The sequence below is a fragment of the Desulfuromonas carbonis genome (genome assembly GCF_054658035.1).
This window is the reverse complement of the sequence record NZ_BAAHXR010000003.1, coordinates 1414746-1441189: the sequence shown is the minus strand read 5'-3', so window position 1 is coordinate 1441189 and position 26444 is coordinate 1414746. Positions and strand designations below refer to the sequence as shown.

General features: G+C 62.5%; 26 protein-coding genes and 3 pseudogenes. 2 read left to right on the top strand and 27 right to left on the bottom strand.

The window, feature by feature from the left end; translation table 11 throughout:
- Positions 1-25: 25 nt before the first annotated feature.
- The 21 genes and pseudogenes from nuoF to ACYQ8E_RS13490 form a co-directional block, all read right to left on the bottom strand.
- The gene (gene nuoF / locus ACYQ8E_RS13590; RefSeq protein WP_066723688.1) at positions 26-1807 is read right to left on the bottom strand and encodes an NADH-quinone oxidoreductase subunit NuoF; all 1782 of its coding nucleotides are present in this window, start codon (positions 1805-1807) and stop codon (positions 26-28) included.
- A gap of 41 nt (positions 1808-1848) precedes the next feature.
- On the bottom strand, positions 1849-2346 hold the full coding sequence (gene nuoE / locus ACYQ8E_RS13585) for an NADH-quinone oxidoreductase subunit NuoE (protein WP_066723686.1): 498 nt from the start codon (positions 2344-2346) through the stop codon (positions 1849-1851).
- A 27-nt stretch (positions 2347-2373) separates the two neighbouring features.
- On the bottom strand, positions 2374-3552 hold the full coding sequence (nuoD, locus tag ACYQ8E_RS13580) for an NADH dehydrogenase (quinone) subunit D (RefSeq protein ID WP_066723685.1): 1179 nt from the start codon (positions 3550-3552) through the stop codon (positions 2374-2376).
- Positions 3553-3591: 39 nt separating this feature from the next.
- The gene (locus ACYQ8E_RS13575) at positions 3592-4074 is read right to left on the bottom strand and encodes an NADH-quinone oxidoreductase subunit C (protein WP_066723683.1); all 483 of its coding nucleotides are present in this window, start codon (positions 4072-4074) and stop codon (positions 3592-3594) included.
- 42 nt (positions 4075-4116) lie between these two features.
- The gene (locus ACYQ8E_RS13570) at positions 4117-4626 is read right to left on the bottom strand and encodes an NADH-quinone oxidoreductase subunit B (RefSeq protein WP_066723680.1); all 510 of its coding nucleotides are present in this window, start codon (positions 4624-4626) and stop codon (positions 4117-4119) included.
- Complete coding sequence (locus ACYQ8E_RS13565) at positions 4617-4973, bottom strand: NADH-quinone oxidoreductase subunit A (protein WP_066723677.1); 357 nt, start codon at positions 4971-4973, stop codon at positions 4617-4619. Before ACYQ8E_RS13565 ends, ACYQ8E_RS13570 begins: the two co-directional genes overlap by 10 nt.
- A gap of 404 nt (positions 4974-5377) precedes the next feature.
- Entirely contained in the window at positions 5378-5971 is a 594-nt protein-coding gene (gene rsxE, locus ACYQ8E_RS13560) for an electron transport complex subunit RsxE (RefSeq protein ID WP_066723674.1), read from the bottom strand.
- Positions 5968-6570 carry an RnfABCDGE type electron transport complex subunit G gene (locus tag ACYQ8E_RS13555; protein ID WP_066723672.1) on the bottom strand — a complete coding sequence of 201 codons (603 nt, stop codon included), beginning with the start codon at positions 6568-6570 and terminating at the stop codon, positions 5968-5970. The genes rsxE and ACYQ8E_RS13555 overlap by 4 nt, the downstream gene beginning before the upstream one ends.
- Positions 6567-7568, bottom strand: coding sequence for an RnfABCDGE type electron transport complex subunit D (locus tag ACYQ8E_RS13550; protein ID WP_197463708.1), 1002 nt, complete (start codon positions 7566-7568; stop codon positions 6567-6569). Before ACYQ8E_RS13550 ends, ACYQ8E_RS13555 begins: the two co-directional genes overlap by 4 nt.
- 1 nt (position 7569) lies before the next feature.
- Positions 7570-8886, bottom strand: coding sequence for an electron transport complex subunit RsxC (gene rsxC / locus ACYQ8E_RS13545; protein WP_066723670.1), 1317 nt, complete (start codon positions 8884-8886; stop codon positions 7570-7572).
- Positions 8887-8909: 23 nt separating this feature from the next.
- A complete protein-coding gene (locus tag ACYQ8E_RS13540) occupies positions 8910-9758 on the bottom strand; it encodes an RnfABCDGE type electron transport complex subunit B (protein WP_066723668.1) in 849 nt (282 codons plus the stop codon).
- A 147-nt stretch (positions 9759-9905) separates the two neighbouring features.
- Positions 9906-10487, bottom strand: a complete 582-nt coding sequence (rsxA, locus tag ACYQ8E_RS13535) for an electron transport complex subunit RsxA (RefSeq protein WP_066723666.1) — start codon at positions 10485-10487, stop codon at positions 9906-9908.
- 138 nt (positions 10488-10625) lie between these two features.
- Positions 10626-10874 carry a hypothetical protein gene (locus tag ACYQ8E_RS13530; RefSeq protein ID WP_066723663.1) on the bottom strand — a complete coding sequence of 83 codons (249 nt, stop codon included), beginning with the start codon at positions 10872-10874 and terminating at the stop codon, positions 10626-10628.
- 15 nt (positions 10875-10889) lie between these two features.
- Positions 10890-11762 carry a nucleotidyl transferase AbiEii/AbiGii toxin family protein gene (locus tag ACYQ8E_RS13525; RefSeq protein ID WP_066723660.1) on the bottom strand — a complete coding sequence of 291 codons (873 nt, stop codon included), beginning with the start codon at positions 11760-11762 and terminating at the stop codon, positions 10890-10892.
- Positions 11755-12405, bottom strand: a complete 651-nt coding sequence (locus ACYQ8E_RS13520; protein WP_231875379.1) for a type IV toxin-antitoxin system AbiEi family antitoxin domain-containing protein — start codon at positions 12403-12405, stop codon at positions 11755-11757. Before ACYQ8E_RS13520 ends, ACYQ8E_RS13525 begins: the two co-directional genes overlap by 8 nt.
- A gap of 91 nt (positions 12406-12496) precedes the next feature.
- Positions 12497-13018 (bottom strand): annotated as a pseudogene (locus tag ACYQ8E_RS13515) (N-6 DNA methylase); the annotation flags it as partial.
- A gap of 517 nt (positions 13019-13535) precedes the next feature.
- Entirely contained in the window at positions 13536-14585 is a 1050-nt protein-coding gene (locus ACYQ8E_RS13510; protein ID WP_066723639.1) for an IS110 family RNA-guided transposase, read from the bottom strand.
- Positions 14586-14673: 88 nt separating this feature from the next.
- A pseudogene (locus tag ACYQ8E_RS13505) lies at positions 14674-15645 on the bottom strand (type I restriction-modification system subunit M); the annotation flags it as partial.
- A 5-nt stretch (positions 15646-15650) separates the two neighbouring features.
- Positions 15651-16649 carry a virulence RhuM family protein/type II toxin-antitoxin system death-on-curing family toxin gene (locus tag ACYQ8E_RS13500; protein WP_066723651.1) on the bottom strand — a complete coding sequence of 333 codons (999 nt, stop codon included), beginning with the start codon at positions 16647-16649 and terminating at the stop codon, positions 15651-15653.
- A gap of 86 nt (positions 16650-16735) precedes the next feature.
- Positions 16736-17293 (bottom strand): hypothetical protein, encoded by a 558-nt coding sequence (locus ACYQ8E_RS13495; protein ID WP_157471710.1) that lies wholly within the window; start codon positions 17291-17293, stop codon positions 16736-16738.
- A 517-nt stretch (positions 17294-17810) separates the two neighbouring features.
- A complete protein-coding gene (locus ACYQ8E_RS13490; RefSeq protein ID WP_066723639.1) occupies positions 17811-18860 on the bottom strand; it encodes an IS110 family RNA-guided transposase in 1050 nt (349 codons plus the stop codon).
- 343 nt (positions 18861-19203) lie between these two features.
- Here ACYQ8E_RS13490 and ACYQ8E_RS13485 point away from each other — a divergent pair, with 343 nt between their 5' ends.
- The gene (locus tag ACYQ8E_RS13485) at positions 19204-20418 is read left to right on the top strand and encodes an IS256 family transposase (protein ID WP_066722594.1); all 1215 of its coding nucleotides are present in this window, start codon (positions 19204-19206) and stop codon (positions 20416-20418) included.
- A gap of 57 nt (positions 20419-20475) precedes the next feature.
- On the opposite strand, the pseudogene ACYQ8E_RS13480 reads toward ACYQ8E_RS13485, so the two are convergent.
- From ACYQ8E_RS13480 to ACYQ8E_RS13460, 5 genes and pseudogenes are all read right to left on the bottom strand, one after another.
- Positions 20476-20823: pseudogene (locus ACYQ8E_RS13480) on the bottom strand (four helix bundle protein); the annotation flags it as partial.
- 251 nt (positions 20824-21074) lie between these two features.
- The gene (locus tag ACYQ8E_RS13475; protein ID WP_066723635.1) at positions 21075-21386 is read right to left on the bottom strand and encodes a hypothetical protein; all 312 of its coding nucleotides are present in this window, start codon (positions 21384-21386) and stop codon (positions 21075-21077) included.
- Between the two features lie 28 nt (positions 21387-21414).
- The gene (locus tag ACYQ8E_RS13470; RefSeq protein WP_066723633.1) at positions 21415-22332 is read right to left on the bottom strand and encodes an electron transfer flavoprotein subunit alpha/FixB family protein; all 918 of its coding nucleotides are present in this window, start codon (positions 22330-22332) and stop codon (positions 21415-21417) included.
- A gap of 37 nt (positions 22333-22369) precedes the next feature.
- Positions 22370-23131 (bottom strand): electron transfer flavoprotein subunit beta/FixA family protein, encoded by a 762-nt coding sequence (locus ACYQ8E_RS13465; RefSeq protein WP_066723631.1) that lies wholly within the window; start codon positions 23129-23131, stop codon positions 22370-22372.
- A 27-nt stretch (positions 23132-23158) separates the two neighbouring features.
- Entirely contained in the window at positions 23159-25144 is a 1986-nt protein-coding gene (locus tag ACYQ8E_RS13460) for a (Fe-S)-binding protein (protein ID WP_066723629.1), read from the bottom strand.
- 236 nt (positions 25145-25380) lie between these two features.
- Between ACYQ8E_RS13460 and ACYQ8E_RS13455 the strand changes: the two genes are divergently transcribed.
- Positions 25381-25791, top strand: coding sequence for a helix-turn-helix domain-containing protein (locus ACYQ8E_RS13455; RefSeq protein WP_066723628.1), 411 nt, complete (start codon positions 25381-25383; stop codon positions 25789-25791).
- Positions 25792-25873: 82 nt separating this feature from the next.
- On the opposite strand, the gene ACYQ8E_RS13450 is transcribed toward ACYQ8E_RS13455, so the two are convergent.
- Complete coding sequence (locus ACYQ8E_RS13450) at positions 25874-26437, bottom strand: chalcone isomerase family protein (RefSeq protein ID WP_231875378.1); 564 nt, start codon at positions 26435-26437, stop codon at positions 25874-25876.
- Between the last annotated feature and the right edge of the window lie 7 nt (positions 26438-26444).

Genomic DNA, 26444 nt, shown 5'->3' with positions numbered 1-26444 from the left:
TCGGAATCAGCTGGAAAACCGGCTACTATTCAATGGCCATGAAACGACAGGCGTCGTAGCAGGAGGTGCACTGGGTGCATTTCTCTTTGTCGATGGTGGCGATGCCGCCCTTTTCCCAGCGGATCGCATCGACCGGGCAGATCTTGTAGCAGAGACCGCACTTCTTGCAGGCGCTCTCGATAACCTCGAAATGGAGCAATGGCTTGCAGGAGTGGGAGGGGCACTCTTTCTCCTTGATGTGCGCCTCGTACTCGTTGCGGAAGTAGCGGATCGTCGACAGAACCGGGTTCGGCGCCGTCTGACCGAGACCGCAGAGGGAGCTCTTCTTGATGTCGTAGGCCATATCCTGCAGCAGCTCGATGTCCCCCTCCTGGCCTTTTCCCTCGGTGATCCGCTCGAGGATCTCGAGCATGATCTTGAGGCCGATGCGGCAGGGGATACACTTGCCGCAGGACTCGACGCGGGTGAAGTTGAGGAAGAAGCGGGCGATGTCGACCATGCAGGTCGTCTCGTCCATGACGACCAGGCCACCGGAGCCCATCATCGCGCCGGCCTTGATCAGCGAGTCGTAGTCGACCTGGGCGTCGATCGCCTCGCCCGGCAGACAACCACCGGAGGGGCCACCGGCCTGCACCGCCTTGAACTTGCGGTTGTTGAGGATGCCGCCGCAGACGTCGTAAATGACTTCGCGCATGGTGGTGCCGGCGGGAACCTCGACCAGGCCGGTATGCTTGACCTTGCCGGTGAGGGCGAAAATCTTGGTCCCCTTGGTCCCCTCGGTACCAATCGAAGCGTACCAGTCGGCGCCGTTGTAGAAGATATAGGCGACGTTGGCGAAGGTTTCGACGTTATTGATGTTGGTCGGCTTGCCCCAGAGGCCGCGCACCGCCGGGAAGGGGGGACGGGGGCGGGACATGCCGCGCTGCCCCTCGATGGAAGCCATCAGGGCGGTCTCCTCGCCGCAGACGAAGGCGCCGGCGCCGGCCTTGATGCGCATGTCGAAGTCGAAACCGAGCCCCATGCAATTCTTGCCGAGGATCCCCTTTTCGTAACAGGTATCGATCGCCTTCTGCAGGCGCTTGATGGCGAGCGGATACTCGGCACGGCAGTAGACGTAACCGAAGGTACAGCCGATGGCGTAGGCGCCGATCATCATCCCCTCGATCAGGCCGTAGGGGTCGCCTTCGAGGACCGAACGGTCCATGAAGGCACCCGGGTCCCCTTCGTCGGCGTTGCAGATCAGGTACTTCTCGGTCCCCGGGGTCGCCTTGCAGAAGGACCACTTGACGCCGGTCGGGAAGCCCCCGCCCCCACGTCCGCGCAGGCCCGACTTCTTCACTTCCTCGATGACCTGATCCTGGGTCATGGTCACCGCTTTCTTGATCCCGGTGAACCCCTTGTGGGCGATGAACTCGTCGATGCTCTCCGCGTCGATGGTGCCGCAGCGGGAGAAGATGATGCGCTGCTGTTTTTCCAGAAACTTCTCATAATAGGCGCCGGCGACCTTCTTGGCGACCGCCTCGTTGCCGAGAATATGTTCCTCGACGATCTGCGGCACCAGTTCGGCGGTGACGAAGTCGTAGGTAACAGCCGCCTGTCCCGGCATCACGATATCGACCAGCACGTCGTTGGCGCAGAGGCCGCGGCAGCCGGTCTTCTTGATTGAACAGCGCTTGCCGATTTTCGCTTCGACGCCGTGTTTATCGAACTCGGCCTGGAAGGCGTCCGCCACGACCAGCGAGCCCGAGGCGATGCCGCCGGTACCGGTGCAGATGAGAACCTCGATCATTTCCGCTGTTTCCGCCATCTGTATATCCTCGATCAGGGTATCGGGTTGAAAGCGTTGCTTCAGTCCATCTTCACGTATTTGTCGATGACCTCGTTCATCTTGTTCACGGTCATGCTGCCGTAGGTGGCATCATTGACCATGATGACCGGAGCCATGCCGCAGGCGCCGATACAGGCGACGTATTCCGCGGTGAACTTGAGATCCTCGGTGGTTTCGGCATGGCCGACGCCGAGCCGGTCCTTGAGGGTGTCGCCGATACGGCCGGCCCCCTTGACGTGGCAGGCGGTCCCCATGCAGACGCGGACGATGTACTTGCCGCGCGGCTCGAGGTGGAACTGGGCGTAGAAGGTTAGGACGCCGTAGATCTGGCTGGAATAGACGTTGAGCCGCTCGGCCACCAGGTGGACGCAGGGCTCGGGCACATAGCCGTAAACCTCCTGGATCTCCTGGAGCACCGGCATCAGCGCCCCGTGCATGTCGAGATATTTATCGATGACCTGGTTGGCACCGGTCAGGTCGATTTCCTCTTGCTCTACTTGTTCCGCTGCGTTGCTCATGGTCTCCCTCGCGCGCCGAAGAGCGGGTTAGCGGTCGATTTCACCGAGAACGATATCCAGGGTCCCGATGGTGGCGATGACGTCGGCCAGCAGAGAACCTTCGACCATCTGCGGCAGGGCCTGCAGGTTGACGAAGGAGGGCGGCCGGATCTTCATCCGGTACGGATGGTTGCCGCCGTCGGAGATCAGGTAGTAGCCGAGCTCCCCCTTGGGCGCCTCGATCCCCTGGTAGACTTCCCCTACTTCGGCCTTGAACCCTTCGGTAATGATCTTGAAGTGGTGGATCAGCCCCTCGATGGTGTTGACGACGTCCTTCTTCGGCGGCAGGCAGACCTTCGGGGCGTCGGCCAGGACCGGCCCGGGCTGCAGCTTGTCGAGGGCCTGGTTGACGATCTTGCAGGATTCGCGCATCTCGTCGAGGCGCGCCTTGTAGCGGGCGAAGGTATCCCCCTCGGTGCGCACCGGGACATTGAAGTCATACTCTTCGTAGCCGCAGTAGGGATTGTCGCGGCGCAGGTCCCAGTCAACCCCGGAACCACGCAGGGCCGGCCCGGAGAGGCCGATGTCGATGGCATCCTCAGCGCTGATCTTGCCGACTCCGATGGTACGCTTCTGCCAGATCCTGTTGCCGGTGAGCAGCCCTTCGTAGGTGTCGACCAGGCCGGGCATGGCGGCGACGAAGCTGCGGATCTCCTGCTCGATCCCCGCCGGCAGGTCGGCCGAAAGGCCGCCGACGCGGAAGTAGTTGGAGGTCATGCGGGCACCGGAAATCTTTTCGTAGATGTCGATGATCGCCTCACGCTCGCGGAAACAGTAGAGGAAGACGGTCATCGCGCCGATGTCGAGGGCGTGGGTCGCCAGCCAGACCAGGTGGCTCTTGATACGGGTCAGCTCGGCGAGGATGACGCGCACGCGGTTGGCGCGGTCGGGGATCAGGTCGGTGATACCGAGGAGCTTCTCCACCGCCAGCACGTAACCGAGGTTGTTGCTCATCGGCGCCAGGTAGTCGAGACGGTCGGTCAGCGGGATGACCTGGTGATAGGTGCGATGCTCGGAGAGCTTCTCGACGCCCCGGTGCAGAAAGCCGATATGCGGGGTCGCCTTCTTGACGATCTCGCCGTCGAGCTCGAGAATCAGCTGCAGAACCCCGTGGGTCGAGGGGTGCTGCGGCCCCATGTTTATGGTCATGATTTCGGTCGTTGCCATCATTAACCTCGTCTAGCGAAGGGTGAACATGCCGGATGATTAGGAAAGGCGGCCCTGGTAGGGAGCGCGGTCGGGTCCCTGCAACGGGTAGTCCTTGCGCAACGGGTGCCCGACCCAGTCGGCCGGCATCAGGATGCGGCGCAGGTCGGGGTGGTTGGCAAAGGAAATCCCCATCAGGTCCCAGCACTCGCGCTCATGCCAGTTGGCGGTCGCCCAGACGCCGCTGACCGTCTCGACCTCGGCATCGTTCTCAGCGACCGGAACCTTGACCCGGAGGCGGTCCTTGCTGCTGATGTTGTAAAGGTTGTAGACCACCATGAACCGGGGCGTCTGGCCGAGGTAGTCGACGCCGCACAGGTCGCAGAGGAAATTGTATCCGAGGTCCTGCTTGAGGAAGGAGGCAATGGCGACGATCTCTTCCTTCTTCACCGTCACCGTCGTCTCGCCGCGAAATTCGGCAACCTCGAGGACCGCCCCGGCGAATCGCTCCTTCAGCTTCGCTACCGCTGCATGTTCGCTCATATTCTTCAATCCCTATCTCTGTTCGTGGAATCGTTACCTGGATCAGACCCCGTTGATGCGCTCGCCGATACCGATCACCGCGCCGAAGGAGTTACGCTCCTTCATGATCTTCTCCTGCAGCTTGCCGATACCGTAGATGAGGCCTTCGGGACGGGGCGGGCAGCCGGGAATGTAGACATCGACCGGCAACGCCTCGTCGATCCCCTGAACGGTGCTGTAGGTATCGAAAATACCGCCGGAGCAGGCACAGGCGCCCATGGCGATGACATATTTCGGTTCCGGCATCTGCTCGTAAACGACCTTGATGACCGGCAGCATCTTCTTGGTGACGGTGCCGGCAATGATGATGCAGTCCGACTGCCGGGGCGAGGCACGGAAGAGGATGCCGAGACGGTCGAGGTCGAAACGGGCGGCGCCGGCGGCCATCATCTCGATGGCGCAGCAGGCGAGACCGAACGTCATCGGCCACAGCGACTTGGCGCGGGACCAGTTGACCAGCTTGTCCAGCGAAGTGGTGATGACATTATTGCCGAGGGTTTCTTCTACTCCCATTCCAGCGCTCCTTTTTTCCAGACATAGACGTAACCGACAAGAAGGATCAGAATAAAGACGCCCATCTCAACGAAACCAAACATCCCCAGGCGCTTGAACATGACCGCCCAGGGATAGAGGAAGACCGCCTCGATGTCGAAGACGATGAAGAGCATGGCGATGATGTAGAACTTGACCGAGAAGCGCTCCCGGGCCGTACCGAAGAGCGGCATGCCGCACTCGTAGGGGGCGAGCTTGATGGCCGAAGGCTTCTTCTGGCCGATCAGCCGGGACAGGACCACCGAGCCGACAGCAAAGGCAAAGGCAATGGCGACGAGGACGAGTATCGGCAGATAACTCTCTAGCATGGAAACAACTCCTCCCGAAAAGGATGATTTTGGACAGAGAAAAAGGACGCACCACCGGATTCCGTTTACGGGGCACGGCCGTGTGCAAGTTAGGATAAATTAAACCCTTTGTCAAGGGAAAAAATACAGTATACTGTATGCAGTTTTTCGAGTAAGAACGCCCGTTTAAATGGGGCTTTGCGGCAGTTTTTAACCCGGTCAAACCGGGTCGGTGACCGCCTCTCGGGTGCGCTTGCACCGCGACCTCGGCCGCGGCGGAAACGCGTGATTGTTAATGGACTTTTAATGAATCTCCCCGCAGCAAGCTACGGGGTATCAAAAGTTTAGATTGATCGCTTTCATCGAAGCAAGCTTCGGGGAATTCGACCCACCTGAGATTAACAATCACGCGTTGCAGAATCGCTTCAACCCCGGCGGGAATCGAACCGGTTCATCAGGGCAAGCAGGATGCCGAGGGCGATAAAGGCGCCGGGGGGGAGGATGAGGAGGAGGAAGGGGGGATAGGCGGCGCCGAACAGGCTGACACCGAGCAAACTGCCGGAGCCGAAGAGCTCCCGTACCGCGCCGAGGACGAAGAGGGCGAGGGTAAAGCCGAGCCCCATGCCGAGACCGTCGGCCAGCGACGGCAGCAGCGGCTTCTTGCCGGCGAAAGCTTCGGCGCGGCCGAGGATCAGGCAGTTGACGACGATCAGCGGGATGAAGATGCCAAGCGCCTTGTAGAGGTCGTAGACGAAGGCCTCCATGCCAAGCTGGACCACGGTGACAAAGGAAGCGATGACGACAATGTAGGCTGGAATCCGGACCTGGGCGGGGATCAGCTTGCGCAGGGCGGAGATCGCCAGGTTCGAGCAGACCAGCACGAAGGTGGTCGCCAGGCCCATACCGAGCCCGTTCTCGGCGCTGGTGGTCACCGCCAGCGTCGGGCACATCCCCAGCACCAGCCGGAAGACGGCGTTTTCACGCCACAACCCCTTGGTAAATTCCTGCAGCAGGTTCATGGCCTGGCCTCCCCGGCGAGAATCTCGGCGCGATGGCCGGCAAAGAACTCCAGCCCCCCCTTAAGGGCGTTGACCACCGCCCGCGGCGAGATAGTGGCGCCGGTGATCTGGTCAAAACCGCCGCCGTCCTTCTTCACGCGCCAGTCGGCGTTCTGCAAAGTCTTGCCGCGGAACTGATCCTTGAACCAGGGCTCGGCGATCTTGCTCCCCAGCCCCGGGGTCTCGGCATGGGAAAGAATCTCCACCCCGGTCACGGCGCCAGCCGCATCGACCCCGACCATGATCTCGATGTTGCCGCTGTAGCCGTCGGGGGCGACGACCTTGAAGGCGACCCCGGCCAGCTCCCCCTCCTTGCGGCCGCGGTAGAAGGTCCGCTGCAGCGGCCGCCCCTTGCGGTCGCTGCCGGCAACCAGGCTGACGCTGTCGCTATCGGGCTGGTTGTCGATCGGCGGCAGCACCGCGGTGAGGGCCTTGAGCATCTCCAGCCGCCGCTGCTCGGCGATCGGCTCCCGGGTCACCCTTTCGACCAGCGAGAGGATCAGGGCGGCGCCGACCGCGATCAGGGTCAGGGCAAAGACGAGGCGGGCGATCTCTTTCATGCCGGCCCTCCCTTGGCCGCGGGGGCGAGGCCGAACTTTTTCGGCCGCACGAAGCGGTCGATCAGCGGCGTCACCGCGTTCATCAGCAGGATGGCGAAGGAGACCCCTTCGGGATAGCCGCCAAAGAGGCGGATCAGCACCGTCACCAGGCCACAGCCGACGCCGAAGATCAGCATCCCCTGCGGCGTCACCGGCGAGGTGACCATGTCGGTCGCCATATAGAAGGCGCCGAGGATCAGGCCGCCGGTCAGCAGGTGGAAGAGGGGGCTCGGGTAACGGGTCGGGTCGATCAGCCAGAAGGCGCCGCCGAGCAGCACCACGCTGCCGAGATAGGCGACCGGGATGTGCCAGGTCAAAACCTTGCGCCAGAAGAGGTAGGCCGCGCCCCAGAGGAGCGCCAGGGCCGAGACCTCGCCGAGGGAACCGGCCATCTGGCCGGTGAAATAGTGCCCGAGTCCGCCGGAGAGGGCCTCGGGGAGCTTGCCGGTAAGCATCACCGCGGTCTTCATCTCGCCGAGCGGCGTCGCGCTGGTGACGGCGTCGAGGCCCGAGCCGAGGGGGGCCGGACTGGTCCAGCTCGTCATCTGCACCGGGAAGGAGATCAGCAGCACCACCCGCGCCACCAGCGCCGGGTTGAAGGGGTTGTGGCCGAGTCCGCCATAGACCTGCTTGCCGATGGCGATCGCCACCACGCTGCCGAGCAGCGAAAGCCACCAGGGGGCGGAGGGGGGGAGGTTCATCGCGAGCAGGATACCGGTCACCGCGGCGCTGCCGTCGCCCAGGGTCAGGGCCTGCCCCATCCCCTTGCGGCAGAGGGCCTCGGTCGCCAGGCAGCCCAGGGTGCAGAGGAGCAGGGTGACAAGCGCCGGCCAGCCAAAGAGATAAAAGGCGACGGCGCAGGCCGGCAGCAGGCTGATGATGACGTCGCGCATCACCCGGTCGGTAGTCACCCCCGAGTGGGCGTGGGGGGAACTGGAGAGATAGAGCGGCGATTCCACGTCAGCCCTTCCTTCGCTTGGCAAGGATTGCCGCCTTGGCCTGGCGGATGGCCTGGACCAGCGGGATCGCCGCCGGGCAGGTGTAGGTACAGCAGCCGCACTCGATGCAATCCATGGCATCGAACCCCTCCGCCTCGTCGAAGCGGTCGAGGCGGGCGCAGGCGGCGATGGCGGTCGGCAGGATATGGGCCGGGCAGGCGCGCACGCAGCGCCCGCAGCGGATGCAGGGACCTTCCGGCGCCCGCGGGAACTGGCCCGGGCCGAAGAGGAGCAGCCCCGAGGTGCCGCGCGTCACCGGCGCTTCGAGTCCGAGCTGGGCGCTGCCCATCATCGGGCCGCCCATGATGATTTTGGCGAGTTCCCCCTTGGCGCCGCCGCAGACCGCCACCAGGTGCGAGAGCGGGGTGCCGATGCGCACCCGCAAATTCTGCGGATTGGCGATCGCCGGCCCGGAGACGGTGGCGATCCGTTCCACCAGCGGCCGGCCGTGGCGCACCGCGTCGGCAACCGCCGCCGCGGTGCCGACGTTCTGCACCACCACCCCGACGTCCATCGGCAGGCCGCCGGAGGGGACCTCCTTGCCGATGAGGGCGAGGATCAGCTGCTTCTCGGCCCCTTGCGGATACTTCACCGCCAGCGCCACCACCTCGATGCTGGTGCCGGCACAGGCCTTGGTCATGACGGCGATGGCGTCGGGCTTGTTCGCCTCGATGCCGAGCAGGGTCCGGCGCACGCCGAGGAGCCGCTGCAGAATGGTGATGCCGTCGACGATCCGCTCCGGATTCTCCAGCATCAGGCGGTGATCGGCGGTCAGGTAGGGCTCGCACTCGACGCCGTTCAATATCAGGGTGTCGATCGGCTTGTCACCCGGGGGGGTCAGCTTGACGTGGGTCGGAAAGGTCGCGCCGCCGAGGCCGACGATGCCGGCGGCGCGGATGCGGTCGCGCAGACTCTCGTCGTCCTGCTCTTCGGCCGGAATCCCTGCCAGGCCGTCGATCCAGCGATCCTCCCCGTCCGGTTTGATTACCACCGCCGGCAACGGCTTGCCGGCAGGGTGCGGGCGCGGCTCGACCGCCACCACCGCACCCGAGGTCGAGGCGTGCACCGGCACCGAGACGAAGCCCCGGGCCTGGCCGACCACCTCCCCCTTGGCCACCAGGTCGCCAACCTTGACGCAGGCGTCCGCCGGCGCCCCGATGTGCTGCGAGAGGGGGATCACCAGCTCCGCCGGCAGCGGGCAATCGACGATCGCCTTGTGCGCCGTGAACTGCTTGTTGTCGGGCGGGTGCAGCCCGCCGGGAAAACTCTTGAGTCTCATCGCATCACTTCCGGGCCACCGGCTCACGCGGCCCGGCCGGCCGTGGTCGGGCAGGTCGGCGCGCTAAAACGGCTCCCCTCGGGATAGCCCTCGGCAAAATCACGAATGCACCTGGTCGGGCACTTGGCCACCGCCGCGGCGGCCTCCTCCTGATGCTCGTAAACGACCCGGGCCAGGGAATTCTCGATCACGTAGGCCGCGGGGACGGTCTTGTGGCAGATCTGGCAGGCAATGCAGCCGACCTGACAGTACTTGCGCACCAGCGCCCCCTTGTCCTGGCTGTTGCAGAGGACATGCACGGTCGCCCGCAGCGGCGCCATGGCGATCACCTGGCGCGGGCAGGCGGCAATGCACTTGCGGCAGCCGGTGCACTTCTCGCGACTGATCACCGCCAGTCCGGCGGCGGTCATCTCAATGGCGCCGAAGGGGCAGACCCGGGCGCAGGTTCCGAGGCCGAGGCAGCCGCCGGGGCAGCTCTTCGGCCCGTCGGCGATGCGCTGGGCGGCGGTGCAGTCGTAGATGCCGAGGTAGTGGTACTTGAGCTTGGCGCGGTCATTGTCCCCCTGGCAGCGCACCACCGCCACCTGCGGTTCCGCCGCCGTCGCCTCGACCCCGAGGATGTGGGCTATCTGCGCTACCGTGCCGGCGCCCCCCGGGGTGCAGAGGGTCGGATCGGCCGTGCCGCCGGCTACCGCCTTGGCGTAGGCGCCGCAGCCGGGGTAGCCGCAGGCGCCACAGTTGGCCCCCGAGAGGACCTCGAGGATGGCGAGCTCGCGCGGGTCGACCTCGACGGCAAACTTGCGCGCCGCCAGCCCGAGGGCGAGCGCCGCGAGCAGACCGATACCACCGAGGCTGAGGATGGAAGCAAGCATTGGACTATCCGTGATTCGTAACAGGCAACAAGTGAATGAATCTCCCCGCAGCAAGCTACGGGGTATCAAAAGTTTAGATTGATCGCTTTCATCGAAGCAAGCTTCGGGGAATTCGACCCACCTGAGATTAAATGGCGCTGGAACGCCTCACCCCTTGACGAGGCCGGCGAAACCCATGAAGGCCAGCGACAGCAGGCCGGCCGTGATCAGGGCGATGGCGGTGCCGCGAAACGCCGGCGGCACCGGCGAGTAGTCGAGGCGCTCGCGCAGGCCGGCGAAGAGGACCATCGCCAGGGTGAAACCGAGGGCCGCGCCGATGGCGAAGACGACGCTCTCGATAAAGTTGTAGCCCTTCTGGATGTTGAGGACCGCCAGACCGAGAACCGCGCAGTTGGTGGTGATCAGCGGCAGGAAGATGCCGAGGGACTGGTAGAGGACCGGGCTCGCCTTCTGGATCACCATCTCCACCAGCTGCACCAGCGAGGCGATGACGAGGATGAAGGCGATGGTCTGCAGGTACTCGATACCGAAGGGGATAAGAATGAAGTACTGGATCAGCCAGGTCACCACCGCGGCGATGGTCATGACAAAGGTCACCGCCATCCCCATGCCGAGGGCGGTCTCCACCTTCTTCGACACGCCGAGGAAGGGGCAGATGCCAAGGAAGCGGGAGAGGACGAAGTTGTTGACGAAGATGGTGCTGACCAGGATCAGCAGCAGTGCGGTCATGGCATCGTTCCCGGGGGCTAAATTGGTCTGACCACCGCTTTATAGGATAACCGCAAGGCCCGTGTCAACTGATTTTCTTCTCATTTGCGGGGAGGAGCAGGCGACTGGAATGACCGGAAGGCTGTTGATAAAACGCTATCAGGGGAGGGGCATTCCCCGTTCTGAAGATAGGGCCATGGACCGCAGAGGGATCCGCCAGGTCTGTCCCATTGAGAGATCAACTCTTTGGGAGTCGGCCATCCCCCTAAGAACGTCTCCACTGCCGTTCTCTCTTGCTTGGGCCCGCCTTTGCTCTTGATTCTTTTGCGCTCGCGCAAAACCGAACTCTTCACGCAGCCGTTTCAGAATGGCCTGCTCAATCGCCTCTTCGGAGATGAAGTTCTCCATGGCGGGTCCCCCCTCCTACTCTTCGACAATTACAATCCTTGCGGCCACGTCCCGGAAGAAATCGGCCGACCAGAGCGCCAGTGTCTGGCGATCCCGGACAAAGGGCGCCACGTCTTGCCGCGCCTGCTCGACGTCGAGGCGGGCGATGGCGGCCTCCAACAGATAACCGAAGTCTTCCCGGCCCAGGGATGGCGGTCCCGACCAGTGCCCGGTCTGCCGCATGCGCTTTTCCAGGTGATGCAGGTTGAGCTGTGGGTGATGGGCCGCGTACCAGACCAGGTCGTACCAGTCGCGCCCCTTGACCCGGTTCTTCCATTTGCGGCAGAGGAGCGCGTGCATCTTGCCGGCAAACAGGCTGGGGAGCGTGTAGCAGCGCACGGCAAAAGGGATTGGTAGCAGCAGGTAGCGGGTGATAGTCAGGAAACCGGGCGGCGGGTCGGTGTCGACCTCGACCTTGATCTTCAAAACCTGCCCCGGCGGCACGTTTTGGGTGAGCCGCTGGTCGGCTTCGATCACCATCAGCTCGCTGCGCGTGTTCGCCTTGAGAAAGGCCGACTGCACGGCGGTCTCCACCGTCTTCTCCACCGTCTCTACCCACAGGTTGAAACCGAACGCGCGCACCTCTTCTTCCAACGCGGCGCTGAAACGTTGCAGCGAGAAATCGGGCTCCGGCGCCAGCAGGGAGAAATCGAGGTCTTCGGAAAACCTGTCGAGACCGTGGAGAATCCGCAGGGCAGTGCCGCCGTAAAAGGCCGCGTGCTCAAAAAAACGGGCCCGCCACAAGCCGAGCAGGGCCACCTCCTGAATGATCTCCCGCAACGCCCCCACCTGATCGTCGAGACTTTTGCTCTCGTACCTGGCCAGCATCCGCGCCACGGCATCATGCATGGGTCACCTCCGCCTTCTGCAGTCGGGCGAGCAGTTGGCCCAGCACCTTCAGCCGCCGCGAACGATAGCCCTCTGCGATGACCAGGATGGCCGCGGGGTCGAGACCCGCGAGGGCGGACTCTTCAATACGCAGGCTGTCTACAAGGAAAACAAGCAGCTCCTTTTGCGTCCGCAGGGCGCTTCCCCGTTCTGCCACTACGCGGTCGGCCAGCGCCTTTTCCGGTACCGCCATGAGAAACGCCCGCCCGTCGGCCAGTTCGATCCGGTCGATGCCGATCCGGTAGGCCGCCATGGGGATGGCGCGGTAGCTGAAATGTCCGACGGGAGTGTCGAAGCTGCGGGACCGGCCGCAGGTAACCGAGGTGATGGTCTCGACCCCTTCCGGGATCAGTCCATGGTAATGGAGGGCATATTCGAGAGAGACGCTGGAGGGGCCGTAGATGAGGTTGGCCAGCAGTTCGCGGCAGTACGGGGCGCGGCGGTGCTGCTCGCTGAAGAGGTAGAGCCCCTTCTTGACGCGGACGATTTCCCCCTTGGCCAGAAGAGAGGTGATCTTCTTGCGCGGATGCGCATACCCCCGCAGCGAATCCAGGAGGATCTGATAGTCGAACTCTTCATAGGGAATTTTCTGGCGCAGGTCCATGAGCATGACCAAACAATAGAACTTTTATGCAGAGTAAGTCCACAATTATTTCACTTACCATGCTGAAAACAACAATTCTCTCCGGTTCTGGTCATGACTCTACCGCCACCGCTTCCCCCAAATCCTCCGCAATCAACCGAAACTGCTCCAGCGCCGCCTGCAAGTCCTCAACAATCTCCGCCGCCAGTACACCCGGTGCCGGCAGGTTGTCCGAATCCTCCAACGAGTCGTCCTTGAGCCAGAAGATATCGAGGCTCGCCTTGTCGCGGGCGATGAGGTCGGCGTAGTCGTAGCAACGCCAACGGCCGGTCGGGCTCTCGGCGCTCCAGGTGGCGGCGCGGGGCTTGGCGGCGTAGAGCTGGACGAACTCGTCGAGATCGGATCGTTTCAGGGGATTGGTCTTGAGGGTGAAGTGGACGTTGGTGCGCAGGTCGTAGATCCAGAGCTTCTTGGTCCAGGGTGTTTCGCTGGCCGGCTTGCGGGTGAAGAAGAGGACGTTCGCCTTCACCCCCTGGGCGTAGAAGAGGCCGGTCGGCAGGCGCAGCAGGGTGTGGACGTCGCACTCGTGCAGCAGCTTGCGGCGGATGGTTTCCCCGGCCCCGCCCTCGAACACTTATCAGGCCCCCGGCCGTCAAGGGTAAAAAAGTCCGATAACGAAAAAGGTTTTCCCTCCCGTTCTTTGACATGCGACTGATCACTTAAGAGCCAACCGGGTTCCGGCTTGGGATTCTCTTCTGGCTGCAGACGAATTCTGCTCCAAACACTTATCGAGGCTCTTGATGCAGGGGCCGGTCTTTGTCGACCTGGTTCTCCCTGCCGCCTGGAATCACGCTCGTGCCCTCATGCCGTCCCAATCAAAATAGCGAGGTCCATCTTGGTGCCGATGGCCGCAGTTAGGTGCGGGATCGGGGAAGGGGCAGAATCCGGCGCGGGCCCTTTGGACCATCGCGCAAGCTGTTGGAGCGGGGCGGACCTCCAATCAAAACAAACCGGCTGGCGGAAGTTGGCGGATGATGCGGCCCAAGTCGGGCTGTTGGCCCAGAAGTCTGCGCTTGCTTATGGCCGCCGAGCTTATCTCGCCGCTGTGGTTGCCTCCAGTTAGACGGTCTGGCTGATCCGCCCCCTCCGCGTCAGGCGGCCTTGCGCAGGAACCTGTCCTGGTCGAAGGGCACCTGATTTTTGAGCATGTAATAGACGGCACGACCGAGACGATGGGCCAGGATGGCCAGGGCTTTCCCCTTGCCGTGCTTGCTGGCCAGGCGTTGCAGCATGGTTTGAGCCGGCTTGTTCCCTTTGAGCATCAGCACCACGGCCTCGCCAAAAGCCCAGCGCAGATGGGCGTTGCCGATCTTCTTGCCCGAATGGCCATAATGCTTGCCGTTCGATTCCTTGCCCGGCTTGACCAGCCGGCAATAGGAGGCAAAGTCCTGCTCGCGGGGGAAGCGGGCGATGTCCTCGATCTCGTAGAGCATCACCATGCCGAGGATCTTGCCGACCCCGGGAATCGATTTGAGCAGCGCCAGGTTGATCGGATCATGACCGGTGGCGATGCGCTCCAGTTCCCGCTCCAGTCGATCCAGCAGCTGTTCGTAATGTTCGATGGTGAGCAGGTCGACCTCGACCATGCGACGTACCACCGAATCGGGAAACTTTTTGAGCAGATCACCGCGCTCGCTCGGTTTGGCGATACGTCCCAGCGGCTCGGGGAGGTTGTACTGGGTGGCGGTGTTCTGGATGTGGGCGAAGAGTTCGCCCCGTTTGCGGGCGAGATGATTGCGGCGGCGCAGCAAGTCCCTCGTCGCCCGCATCGGCTTGGGGTAGGTATAGGCCAGCGGAAAAGAACCGCCGCGCAGCAGTACGGCGATCTTGTGGGAATCGATGCGATCGTTCTTGGCCTTGCCGCCGTGAATTGCCTTCATGTAGAGGGCATGACCGAGGACGAAGTCAATCTCCTGCTCGGTGCACAGATCGGCCAGCCAGTACCAGGTAAACATGCACTCGCAGCCGACCACGATGCCGGAGCGGTAGGGTTTGATCAGTCGCAGGAAGTTTTTCGGTTTGGTCGGGATGTTCTGATGAACCACCACCTCGCCGGTCGCATCAAGGATGCAGACGTACATGGCGTCTGCATGCAGATCGACGCCGCAATAGAATTGGTGCTGTTTCGTGTAGAATTTCATGGTGCAGGCTCCTTTCTTTGAGAGGGTTTCTTGTTTCTCAAAGGATACCGGATGGTCCGGTATCTATGGAGGGGGCCTGCACTAGTATCAACACGTTGTCCGGCACCACCACGGCGGCGCGGCCGTGCTGCTTGAGCAGGGTCTTGACGTGCTGCATGAAGTTGAGCTGCTTGTTGCTGGTGGTGGCCCAGAAGTCGTCGCGTTCGATGGTTTCGGTCTCGCGGTTGACTTTGCCGTCTTCGGCGACGATGGTGGTGCTGCTCTTCTTGCCGAAGGGGGGATTGGTGAGGATGATGTCAAAACGCTCCCCCGGATCGGCGGCGAGGGAGTCGCTCACCGCGAGCGGCAGGGCGCCATCGCCACCGCCGATGCCGTGCAGCATCAGGTTCATGGCGCAGAGCCGCGCCGTCGACTGCACCAGCTCCCACCCCTTGAAGGTTCCTTCCCTGAGCGCCTTGCGCTCCTCCCTGGACATGTGCGGATGCTTGCTGACGATGGCATCGTGGGCGGCCAGCAGAAAGCCGCCGGTGCCGCAGGCCGGGTCGCAGACCGTCTCCCCCGGTTTGGGGGCGATGACATCGACGATGGCCTGGATCAGCGGCCGCGGGGTGAAGTACTGGCCGGCACCGCTCTTGGTGTCCTGGGCGTTCTTCTCCAGCAGCCCCTCGTAGGCGTCCCCCTTGACATCGGCGCTCATCACCGACCAGTTTTCCTTGTCGATCAGATCGACGATCAGGCGGCGCAGTTTGGCCGGGTCCTGAAACTTGTTCTGCGACTTATTGAAGATCAACCCGAGCAGGCCCTTCTCGTTGCCGAGATTTTCCAGGGTGTGGCGATAGTGGTCAAAGAGTTCATCGCCGTCCTTCTTCACCAGCGTCGGCCAGGCCCATTGCAGCGGGACGGTGCTGGGATGGTTGTAGGGCGGCTTGGTGCGCTCGTCGGCCATCTTAAGGAAGAGGAGATAAGTGAGCTGTTCGACGTAGTCGCCGTAGCTCATGCCGTCGTCGCGCAGGACGTTACAGAAGTTCCAGAGTTTGGATACGATGGCTGCTGGTGTCATGATGTTTAGTCGTTGCTCCGGTTGATCAGGTTGACGATGACTTTGACAATGGTCTCTTTCTCGTCGGGACGGCTCTCGGCGATCAGCAGAGTCAGCGCCACCAGGGCGTTGTCGGCGAGGCGCTTGGAGCCGTCGGGACGATAGAGGATGGCATTGGCGGCGAGAAAGTAGATGAAGAGCGCGGCAGCGATGCGCTTGTTGCCGTCGCTGAAGGCGTGGTTCTTGACCACGAAGTAGAGCAGGTTGGCCGCCTTCTCCTCGACACTCTGGTAGAGTTCCTTGCCGTCGAAAGTCTGGTAGATCGTGCCGAGGGCGCTCTTGAATCCCTGGTCCTTCTCAATGCCGAAGAGGCCGTCGAACTCCCCCTTCATCGCCCGCACGAGTGAAATCCCCTCGTCGTAATCGATGACGTGCAGCGCCGCGCCGGTCGTCCCCGCAATGGTCAGGGTGCCGTGGTCGTAGCGGTCGAGGGTGGCGAGGGCGTAGGCGTAATCGTTGATCACCCGCAGCACGTCTGTGCCGGTCTCGGTGACCAGTTCCTGCGTTGTCAGGGTGCGGGCGAGGAGATCGACGGTCTGCTGCATCTCGCGCAGTTTGGCTCTTTCTTCGCGCAGGCGCTGTTCATGGATGGTGTAGCCCTTGACCAGATGATCTTTGAGAACCTGGGTTGCCCAGATGCGAAACCGGGTCGCTTTGTCAGAATTCACCCGATAACCGATCGAAATGATCATGTCCAGATTGTACGAAACCTCGGCCCTGCTCACCGAGCGCTCGCCTTCGCGACGAACTCTTTCCATTTTGGAAACAGTTGCCTCGGCAGCAAGTTCGCCGGAAGCGATAATATTTCGCACATGTTTGGAAATCGCGGGAACCTTGACGTCAAAAAGATCAGCCAGCTGCTTTTGAGTCAGCCAAACGGTTTCGTGATCGAGCTGGACATCGAGACGGGTTCTCCCGTCGTTGGCCTGATAGATCAGAATCGTATTTTGTTCATCTGGTTGCATGACTCAACTCCGTCCTTCGAAGCAGTGCTCCGGAAATTCCGGAACACTGCGGAAGCAATATGCATATTTTGCACATTGCTTTTGTGTTAAGTGCGTTGATACCGCGCCCCGCGCTTTTCCCCCGTCTGCCGCACCTTCCCTATCCGCTTCAATTCCTGAATCGCCGCATTCCACTGGCCGGTGGAGAGACCGAGCGGATCGGCAAGTTCGGCGCGGGCGTAGTCGTGGCCGGGTTGCATGTGGGCGAGGATGGCGGCGGTGACGTCGTCGATGCAGGTGAAGGCGGTGCCGGCGGCGGAAGCCGGTTCCCCCTCACCCGGCCTGCGGCCACCCTCTCCCCTGGGGAGAGGGGCTGCCTTTATACCCCTCGCCCTCTGGGAGAGGGGCTGGGGTGAGGGCGCTTTGGTCCGTATCCGCTCCAGCAGCACGCTGGTCGGTTCGTCGCCCTCGTCCTGGGGGACGAGCCCCCCGGAGAAGGCTTGTTTGAGGATCGATTGGCGCAGGCGCTCGGCGCGGCGCAGGTTGGCGTCGACCTGGGCTTCGGCTCCGGCGACGATGGAAGAGGCGGCGTTCGACTTCGGCGACGATTTGGTTTTGTTCGGCGAGAGGGGGGAGAGGGAACCCAATTGTGCTGAATCGCGCAAGACTAACCCTTATCAGGCCCCCGGCCGTCAAGGGTAAAAAAGTCCGATAACGAAAAAGGTTTTTCCTCCCGTTCTTTGACAAGCGACTGATCTCTTAAGAGCCAACCGGGTTCCGGCTTGGGATTCACTTCTGGCTGCAGACGAATTCTGCTCCAAACACTTATCGAGGCTCTGTACGCAGGGGCTCTTTCGAGTCCTCCCTGCCGCCTGGAATCACGCTCGTGCCCTCATGCCGTCCCAATCAAAATAGCGAGGTCCATCTTGGTGCCGATGGCCGCAGTTAGGTGCGGGATCGGGGAAGGGGCAGAATCCGGCGCGGGCCCTTTGGACCATCGCGCAAGCTGTTGGAGCGGGGCGGACCTCCAATCAAAACAAACCGGCTGGCGGAAGTTGGCGGATGATGCGGCCCAAGTCGGGCTGTTGGCCCAGAAGTCTGCGCTTGCTTATGGCCGCCGAGCTTATCTCGCCGCTGTGGTTGCCTCCAGTTAGACGGTCTGGCTGATCCGCCCCCTCCGCGTCAGGCGGCCTTGCGCAGGAACCTGTCCTGGTCGAAGGGCACCTGATTTTTGAGCATGTAATAGACGGCACGACCGAGACGATGGGCCAGGATGGCCAGGGCTTTCCCCTTGCCGTGCTTGCTGGCCAGGCGTTGCAGCATGGTTTGAGCCGGCTTGTTCCCTTTGAGCATCAGCACCACGGCCTCGCCAAAAGCCCAGCGCAGATGGGCGTTGCCGATCTTCTTGCCCGAATGGCCATAATGCTTGCCGTTCGATTCCTTGCCCGGCTTGACCAGCCGGCAATAGGAGGCAAAGTCCTGCTCGCGGGGGAAGCGGGCGATGTCCTCGATCTCGTAGAGCATCACCATGCCGAGGATCTTGCCGACCCCGGGAATCGATTTGAGCAGCGCCAGGTTGATCGGATCATGACCGGTGGCGATGCGCTCCAGTTCCCGCTCCAGTCGATCCAGCAGCTGTTCGTAATGTTCGATGGTGAGCAGGTCGACCTCGACCATGCGACGTACCACCGAATCGGGAAACTTTTTGAGCAGATCACCGCGCTCGCTCGGTTTGGCGATACGTCCCAGCGGCTCGGGGAGGTTGTACTGGGTGGCGGTGTTCTGGATGTGGGCGAAGAGTTCGCCCCGTTTGCGGGCGAGATGATTGCGGCGGCGCAGCAAGTCCCTCGTCGCCCGCATCGGCTTGGGGTAGGTATAGGCCAGCGGAAAAGAACCGCCGCGCAGCAGTACGGCGATCTTGTGGGAATCGATGCGATCGTTCTTGGCCTTGCCGCCGTGAATTGCCTTCATGTAGAGGGCATGACCGAGGACGAAGTCAATCTCCTGCTCGGTGCACAGATCGGCCAGCCAGTACCAGGTAAACATGCACTCGCAGCCGACCACGATGCCGGAGCGGTAGGGTTTGATCAGTCGCAGGAAGTTTTTCGGTTTGGTCGGGATGTTCTGATGAACCACCACCTCGCCGGTCGCATCAAGGATGCAGACGTACATGGCGTCTGCATGCAGATCGACGCCGCAATAGAATTGGTGCTGTTTCGTGTAGAATTTCATGGTGCAGGCTCCTTTCTTTGAGAGGGTTTCTTGTTTCTCAAAGGATACCGGATGGTCCGGTATCTATGGAGGGGGCCTGCACTAGTATCATTTAACTGCGCGACACCTTTAGTCACTCCAAGGATTTGGTTTTTTATAACTTTCGACTCAATTGCTCGCAGGAAAAACAACTTGTTCAACATACTTGAAACTAGTCGAAGCTTGATGCAATCAGCGGTGATTACTGCTTCGTGACAACTTTCTGGATATAGACATACGTCACCGGGAGGAGCGAGGGTGTAAAAAAGATTGTGTAAATGGCCATTCAGGGGTACACCGGGACCCCACCCTCTAAGGAGCCCCCATGGCCATCGAAAAAGATCTGCTGGACCGTCTGCTTGCCGACTACAAGAAGCCCGAAGACCTGATCGGCGAAACCGGCTTGCTTAAACAGCTCACCAAGGCCCTTCTGGAACGAGCTTTGGAAGCGGAATTGACCCAACACCTGGGGCACGAGAAGCATGCTCCCGTGGCCACGAAAGGCGGCAATGCCCGCAATGGCAAGTCGGCCAAAACCATCAAGGGCGAATTCGGCAAACTGCCGATCGAGGTTCCGCGTGACCGGGACAGCAGCTTCGAGCCGCTCATCATTCCCAAGGGCCAGACCCGCTTCGCCGGCTTCGACGGCAAGATCATCTCCCTCTACGCCCGGGGGATGACGACCCGGGAGATCCAGGGGCATCTGGAAGAGATTTATGGCGTCGAGGTCTCTCCCGCCCTCATTTCCAGCGTGACCGATGCCGTCGCGGACGAGGTCAAGATCTGGCAGAACCGACCGCTCGACGCCCTCTATCCCATCGTCTATATGGACGCGGTCCGGGTCAAGGTGCGAGACAACGGCCACGTCAGCAATAAAGCGGTCTACCTGGCCCTGGGCGTCACCCTGGACGGCATCAAGGAGGTCCTGGGCATGTGGGTGGCCGAGAACGAGGGCGCCAAGTTCTGGCTACAGGTGGTGACCGAGTTGAAAAACCGGGGTGTCGAAGACATCTTCATCGCCTGCGTGGACGGGCTCAAAGGTTTCCCCGAGGCCATCGAAGCAGTCTTTCCTCGCACCCAGGTCCAGCTCTGCCTCGTTCACATGGTGCGCCATTCTCTCCGCTACGTCTCCTGGAAACAGCGCAAGGAAGTGGCGGCCGATCTGAAGTCCATTTACCAGGCCGCGACGGCCGAGCAGGCCGAAATGAACCTGACGGAGTTCGAAGCGAAGTGGGATAAAACCCACCCCTCCATCGGCCAGTCCTGGCGGCGCAACTGGGAGAGAATCACCCCTTTTTTCGCCTACCCGGCGGAGATTCGCAAGGTGATCTACACCACCAATGCGATCGAATCGCTAAACATGTCGCTGCGCAAGGTCACCAAGAACCGGGGCTCATTCCCCAACGACGCAGCCATGTTCAAACTGCTCTACCTGGCGCTGAACAATATCGCCAAGAAATGGACCCTGCCGATTCGGGACTGGAAGGCCGCCCTCAACCAGTTCTCTATCTTGTTCGAAGGCAGGTTGCCGGTTTACTGACGACAAAAACCCAAGCCATTTACACAAACTGATTTACACCGCCGTCTCATGTCTTGATCGACCCAGCCTCCTCACAAACAGCGCCTCCCGGCTCTCCTTCGCCCACAGCCGCAACCCCTTGGTTCGCAGAAAGTCGCGATAATCTTCCAGCAACTCTTCGAGACTGGCGCGGGCGACATTGGTCAGCTTGATTTCGGTCTCTTTCGAACTCCCCGAGGCCATGCTCCCTTCGAGGATATTCTGCTTGCCGGACCGGGCGGCCTGCACCATCTGGTCGCGGGTGCGGCTGCGCCGGTCGATGTAGCGCTCACAGAAGTAGACCGTGGCATCGAAGACGATCCCGGCCTTGCGAAAGGAGAGCAGTTGTTGATAACCGCCATGGGGCGGGATGAATCGGTCGCTCACGCTCCCCTCTCCCACGCTTACCGCAACCGGCGTTGCCGGGCACTGCAGACGCAAAAAGCCGCCGGCCTCGGCATACATGCTGCCGAAACCCGCGGCTTGCGGAATGTAACGAATGTGGACGCCCCCCGGCCATCCCCATACCCCCCCATGATTTGCTCCCTGGCCATTTCCTGCACCAGGAGAGCCTGTATTTCGTAACACAGGGGATGGGCACCGTCAAGAGACGCCACCCAAAAAAGATGAAGCCCTCCCTACTCCCCCTTGCCGAAGGCCGCGAGAAAGAGCTTCAGCCGTTGCGGGTCGTTCGACTTGATCGCCCCGCTCAGAAAGTCCTTCAGGCCGGGGCGATACCCGTCATTCCAGATCTTCAGAAAGAAGTTTTCCTCCATCTTGCAGACGCAGTCGGCTTCGGCCACGGTCCGGCCGAGCTCGACCCGGCAGGCGTCCTTCTGCAGAAAGACCGTGCGTTTCACCGCACCGATGGAAAAGTAGAAGGTGACCGGCTCATTGACGCAGCCTGGCTGATAGTGCTGTTCCAGCGTGGCGAAGATCTTTTCTACCATGTCACGTTTGCTCCTTGGCGCGCTGCGATCAGCCGGCCAGCTTGGCGGTGAGGGCGGGGACGAACTGCTTGAGGTCGGCGACCACCAGCACGTCGGCGATTTCGCCGATCGGCGCCTCCTTGTCGGTGTTGATGGCGACGATGTAGTCCGATTTCTTCATCCCGGCCAGGTGCTGGATCGCCCCGCTGATGCCGCAGGCGACGTAGAGCTTGGGCGCCACCGTCTGCCCGGTGGAGCCGACCTGCCGGCTGTGGTCGGCCCAGCCGGCGTCGACCACCGGCCGGCTCGCCCCGTATTCGCCGTGCAACGTTTTCGCCAGCGCTTCGATCAGCGCCAGGTTCTCCGGCTTGCCGATGCCGCGCCCGGCGCTGACGATCACCTCGGCCTTGCCGAGATCGACGCCCCCCTTCTCGGCGGCTTCGTAGCCGGTCAGGCGGATGCCGCTGCCGGCGCCGGCGACGCTCAGCTCTTCGAGCTGCGGAGTGCCGGCGGGGGGGGCGGAGAGGCTGAAGGCGCCGGCCTGCAGGGTGACGATGGTGACGGGCCCCTTGGCGGCGACGGTGCGGCGCAGCTTGGCGTTGCAGGCCGGCACCAGGTAGCCCCCCTCGACGACGTCGATCACTTCGGAGATCTGCGGCGCCGAAAGGGCGGCGGCGAGGCGCGGCGCGAGGTCCCAGCCGTAGGAGGAGTGGCAGAAGACGACCAGCTCGGGCTGCTCTTTTTCGATCGCCTGCTGCAAGAGCGCCTTGTGCAGGTCGGGCTGGTAGTCGCCGGCGGCGCCGGCGTCGGCGAAGTAGAGGGGGCCATCAAACTGGGGCAGGCTCTGGCGGCTGCCGACCAGGAACATGGCGCTCTGGGCCCCGAGTTTCTGGGCAAAGGCGAGCGGTTCGTAGCTGGCGGCGAGGAGCTCTCCCTGGCGGGATTCGGCAACGAGCAAGGCTTTCATCGGGTCTCTCCCTGGTTGACGGGTCGTGGTTTCGGCACTAGCGCAGCACGGCGGTCTTTTCTTTCAGCAGCGCCAGCAGTTGGTCGGCGAGGGCGCCGACCTCCCCTTCGAGCACCAGCCCGCCCCCCTTCTTCTCCGGATAAGCGGTCTTGAGGGTGGTGGTGCGCCCTTCCGGAACGCTCACCGGCAGGGCGGCGATCTCTTTCTTCTTCGCCTTCATGATGTTGGGCAGAGTCGGGTAGCGCGGGGTGTTGAGGCCGAGCTGGCAGGTGAAGAGGGCCGGCAGGGTTACTTCAACGACGGCCTTCACCCCCCCTTCGAGCTCGCGCTTGACGGTGGCGACGCTCCCCGCCAGGCTAAAGTCGACGATGGTGGTGACGGCGTTGAGGCCAAGGGCTGCGGCGAGCAGCACGCCAACCTGGGCGCTGCCGCGGTCCTGGGACTGCAGGCCGGTGAAGACGACGTCGAACTGCTCGTCCTTGGCGTAGGCGGCGATTGCCGCGGCAATCTGGGACGGGTCCTTCGCGAAGCTGGCATCGTCCTGCAGGTGGACGCCGCGGTCGGCCCCCATCGCCAGCGCCTTTTTAAGCGCTTCGCGCACCCGCTCGGGGCCGAGGCTCAACACCACCAGTTCGCCGCCGCTCTGCTCCTTGAGCTGCACCGCCTGTTCGACGGCGTACTCGTCGTACTCGTTCATGCGCCAGGCGAGGTCCTGCTCGCTGTACCAGGTCCCGGCGGCGTTGAGCTTGAAGCGCGATTCCAAATCCGGAACCTGCTTGATGCAGACGAGGATCTTCATGGGTGGGGCCTCCTGTGGTCTCAATCTTCAGATTCGCTCCGCCAGCAGTTCGGCGAGGTCTTTCGGGGCGAGGCTCTCTTCGAAGCCGGCCCCCTTGACGCCGTCCTCGAACATGGTCAGGCAGAAAGGGCAGCTCGAAACCAGCAGCGGCGCACCGGTGGCGGCGGCCATGGCGGCGCGCTTCTCGCTGATGCGGCTGCCGAGTTTCTCTTCGGCGAGGATGCGGCCGCCGCCGGCGCCGCAGCAGAAGCTCTCCCGGCCGCTCTTTTCCATCTCGTTGAGGCGCCCGCCGGCGGCTGCGATGAGCTGGCGCGGCGCGGCGAAGAGGTCATTGTAGCGGCCGAGGTAGCAGCTGTCGTGGTAGGTGCAGGCAAACTCGGCGGCCTTGAGCGGCAGCTTCCCCTGCGCCAGCAGTTCGGCGAGAAAGGCGGTGTAGTGCGCCACCGGCAGGTCGAGGCCGAGATCACGGTAGTCCTTGGCAAGGGTATTGAAGCAGTGGGGGCAGCTGGTGACGATCCTCTTGACGCCATACCCCTTGATCAGCTCGATATTCTCGGCGGCCATCATCTGGTAGAGGTACTCGTTGCCGAGCTTGCGCATCGGCTCACCGCAGCACTTCTCCTCTTTGCCGAGGATGCCGACCCTGAGCCCGGCGGCCTGGCAGAGCCGGATGAAGCTCTTCGCGACCTTGATGTTGCGCTTGTCAAAGGAGGCGTAGCAGCCAACGAAGTAGAGGAGGTCGACCTCGGGGTCTTCGGCGAGGGGCTTGATGCCGAGCTCTTCGGCCCAGTCACCACGACCGGCGTAGCCCATGTTGAGGGGATTGCCGTTGACCTCGGTCGCCTCCAGTGCTTTCTGCACCTCTTCGCCCGGGAACTCCCCTTCCATCAGCACCAGGTTGCGGCGCATGGCGACGATCTTGGGGACGTGCTCGATGGTGGCGGGGCAGATCTCCTGGCAGGCGCGGCAGGTGGTGCAGGCCCAGAGCTCGTCGCGACCGATGGTCTCGACCAGCCCGGGGGCGGCAGTCGCGGCGGCCGGGGCAAAGGCGAGCTCCTGCAGCTGGTTGACGATCTTCATCGGCGACAGCGGCTTGTCGGTGGCGAAGGCGGGGCAGCGGTCCTGGCAGCGCTTGCAGTAGGTGCAGGCGTCGGCGTCGAGCAGATCCTTCCAGGAGAGGTCGGAAAGCTGCGCGGCACCGAAGTGCTCGGAACTTTCGTCTTCGAGATCGAGGGTGGCCAGCTGGCCGACCGGGCCGCGGTCGCGAAAGAGGCTGTTGGCCGGGGTGAGGAGCAGGTGGCGCAGCTTGCTGAAGGGGATCAGGGCGATAAAGCCGAGGGCGAGGAGGAGGTGCAGCCACCAGAGTCCGCGATGGAGGCTTTGCAGGCTGGTCGTCTCGACGCCGGCAAAGAAGTTGGCAAAGACCAGCCCCACCGGCGACCAGGCGGCGAGCGGCGTACCGAGTTCGGTGGCGGCCATGCGCAGCCCCTCGACGACGAAACCGCTAACCAGGATCACCAGCAGCAGAACCAGCATCAGGGCGTTGTCGCCGCTGCTCGGCAGGCCGGCAGGACGCACCAGATAGCGGCGCACCCCGAGGCCGAGCAGCATGACGATGGCGACCAGCCCGGCAATATCGAGGGTCAGGGAGAAGAGGAGGTAAAATCCGCCCTGGAGAAAACGCACGTCAAAGAGCGGGTCGAGGATGTCGGCCTGGATGAAGATCAGGGTGGTGCCGATGGTCAGCAGGACGAAGCCCCAGAAGAAGAGGGCATGGGCGGTGCCGGCGCCGGCGACCCGCAGCACCCGCAGCTGGCCAAAGGCGCTGGTCAGCATCTCGGTGACGCGCGCCCCGAGCTGGTCTCGCCGGTCAAGGGGCTCTCCCTGGCGATAGACCCGGATCCGTTGCCACAGCCCCCAGCCCAATACCGCCAGCGCCAGCAGCGCCAGCAGATACATGGGGATCAGCACCCCATGGCCGACATTCCAGTAGATTTCCCGTGTCTGGTTCATCGCCTCGCTCCGCTCTCGTTGAGAATCATCACGGCTGCGGCCCTGCGCCGTACCAGGTACGCCAGCTATAAAATAACTTTACGTTAAGGTCAATAAAAAATAGAACGTTTTTACATTTTTTCAATTAGCTTCACAACTAACTGACTTTTATAATGAATATCCAGGCGAAAAGGATTGACAGCACCGCATTAAGATGATATCTGAAAGGAAATTTAAGTTACGTAAAGGTCACACTTATGAGCGCCAGCACGGAACAGGCCACCCAGATTGGCACCGTCGCCAAAAAACTCGGCGTCACCACCCGCACCATCCGCTACTACGAGGAGATCGGCCTGATGGGGCCGCCGGAGCGCCTCGGCGGTGGCGCCCGCATGTACAACCGCGCCGACGTGCTGCGCCTGAAGTTCATTCTCAAGCTCAAGGAGCTCGGCATCACCCTCAAGGAGATGCAGGAACTGGCCGCCAACTTCGACACCCAGAGCCAGGATTTCGAGTCGATCACCCCGAAGCTGGTGGAGATCCTCGACGGTCATATCAGCAAGGTCGACCAGAAGATCGCCAACCTCTCCTCGCTGCGCCGGGAGATCGTCGACTACCGCAGCCGCATCGTCGACATCCTGCAGGGGAACGCCCCGCCGGTTCGTTGACGCCCCCAGCGGCAATCAGCGCCACATCCGCCGCAATCTCTTCTTTACCTCCGCCACCACCGGGGCCAGGCGGACCGCCGGTCTAGTCCTGGCCGAGCATCCCCGCCTTCAGGTCGGCGTCCGCCGGCTGCTCGCCAAGGTAGATCAGCAGCACCCCGCGCGCCAGGGCCGGGTCGGTGACGCTGCCGAGGACGCGCCCGTTGTGGCTGGCGCTGACCGTGCCGTCCGCCCCCACTTGCAGGTCAACCCGGTCGCCGCGGACAAAGTCGGCGTCGAACCAGCCGAGGAAGGCCCTGGCGCTGGCACTCCCGACCAGGCCGGGGCTGTTCTTCTCGAACCCCTCGGCAAAGGCGTCGACGATCTTCTTCTTGTCGACCTTGTCGTAGACGAAATCCATGCGCACCAGCTTGGCGCCGGGCAGCGCCAGCACCTGGGCGGTGCTGGTGGCCGGCTGGGCGGTGTAGAGGGAGCCGACGTAGATCTTGAAGAAGAATTTTTTGCGGATGCCGTAGCCGTTAAGCTGCAGCCGCTCACCGCCAAGGCCCACCTCGGGCGCCAGTTGCACTCCCGCCACCTCCAGCGCCGCGGCATTTCCGGCCACCAGCATCAGTCCGACCAGCAGTAGCGGCAACAATCGTTTCAGCATCGTCGTT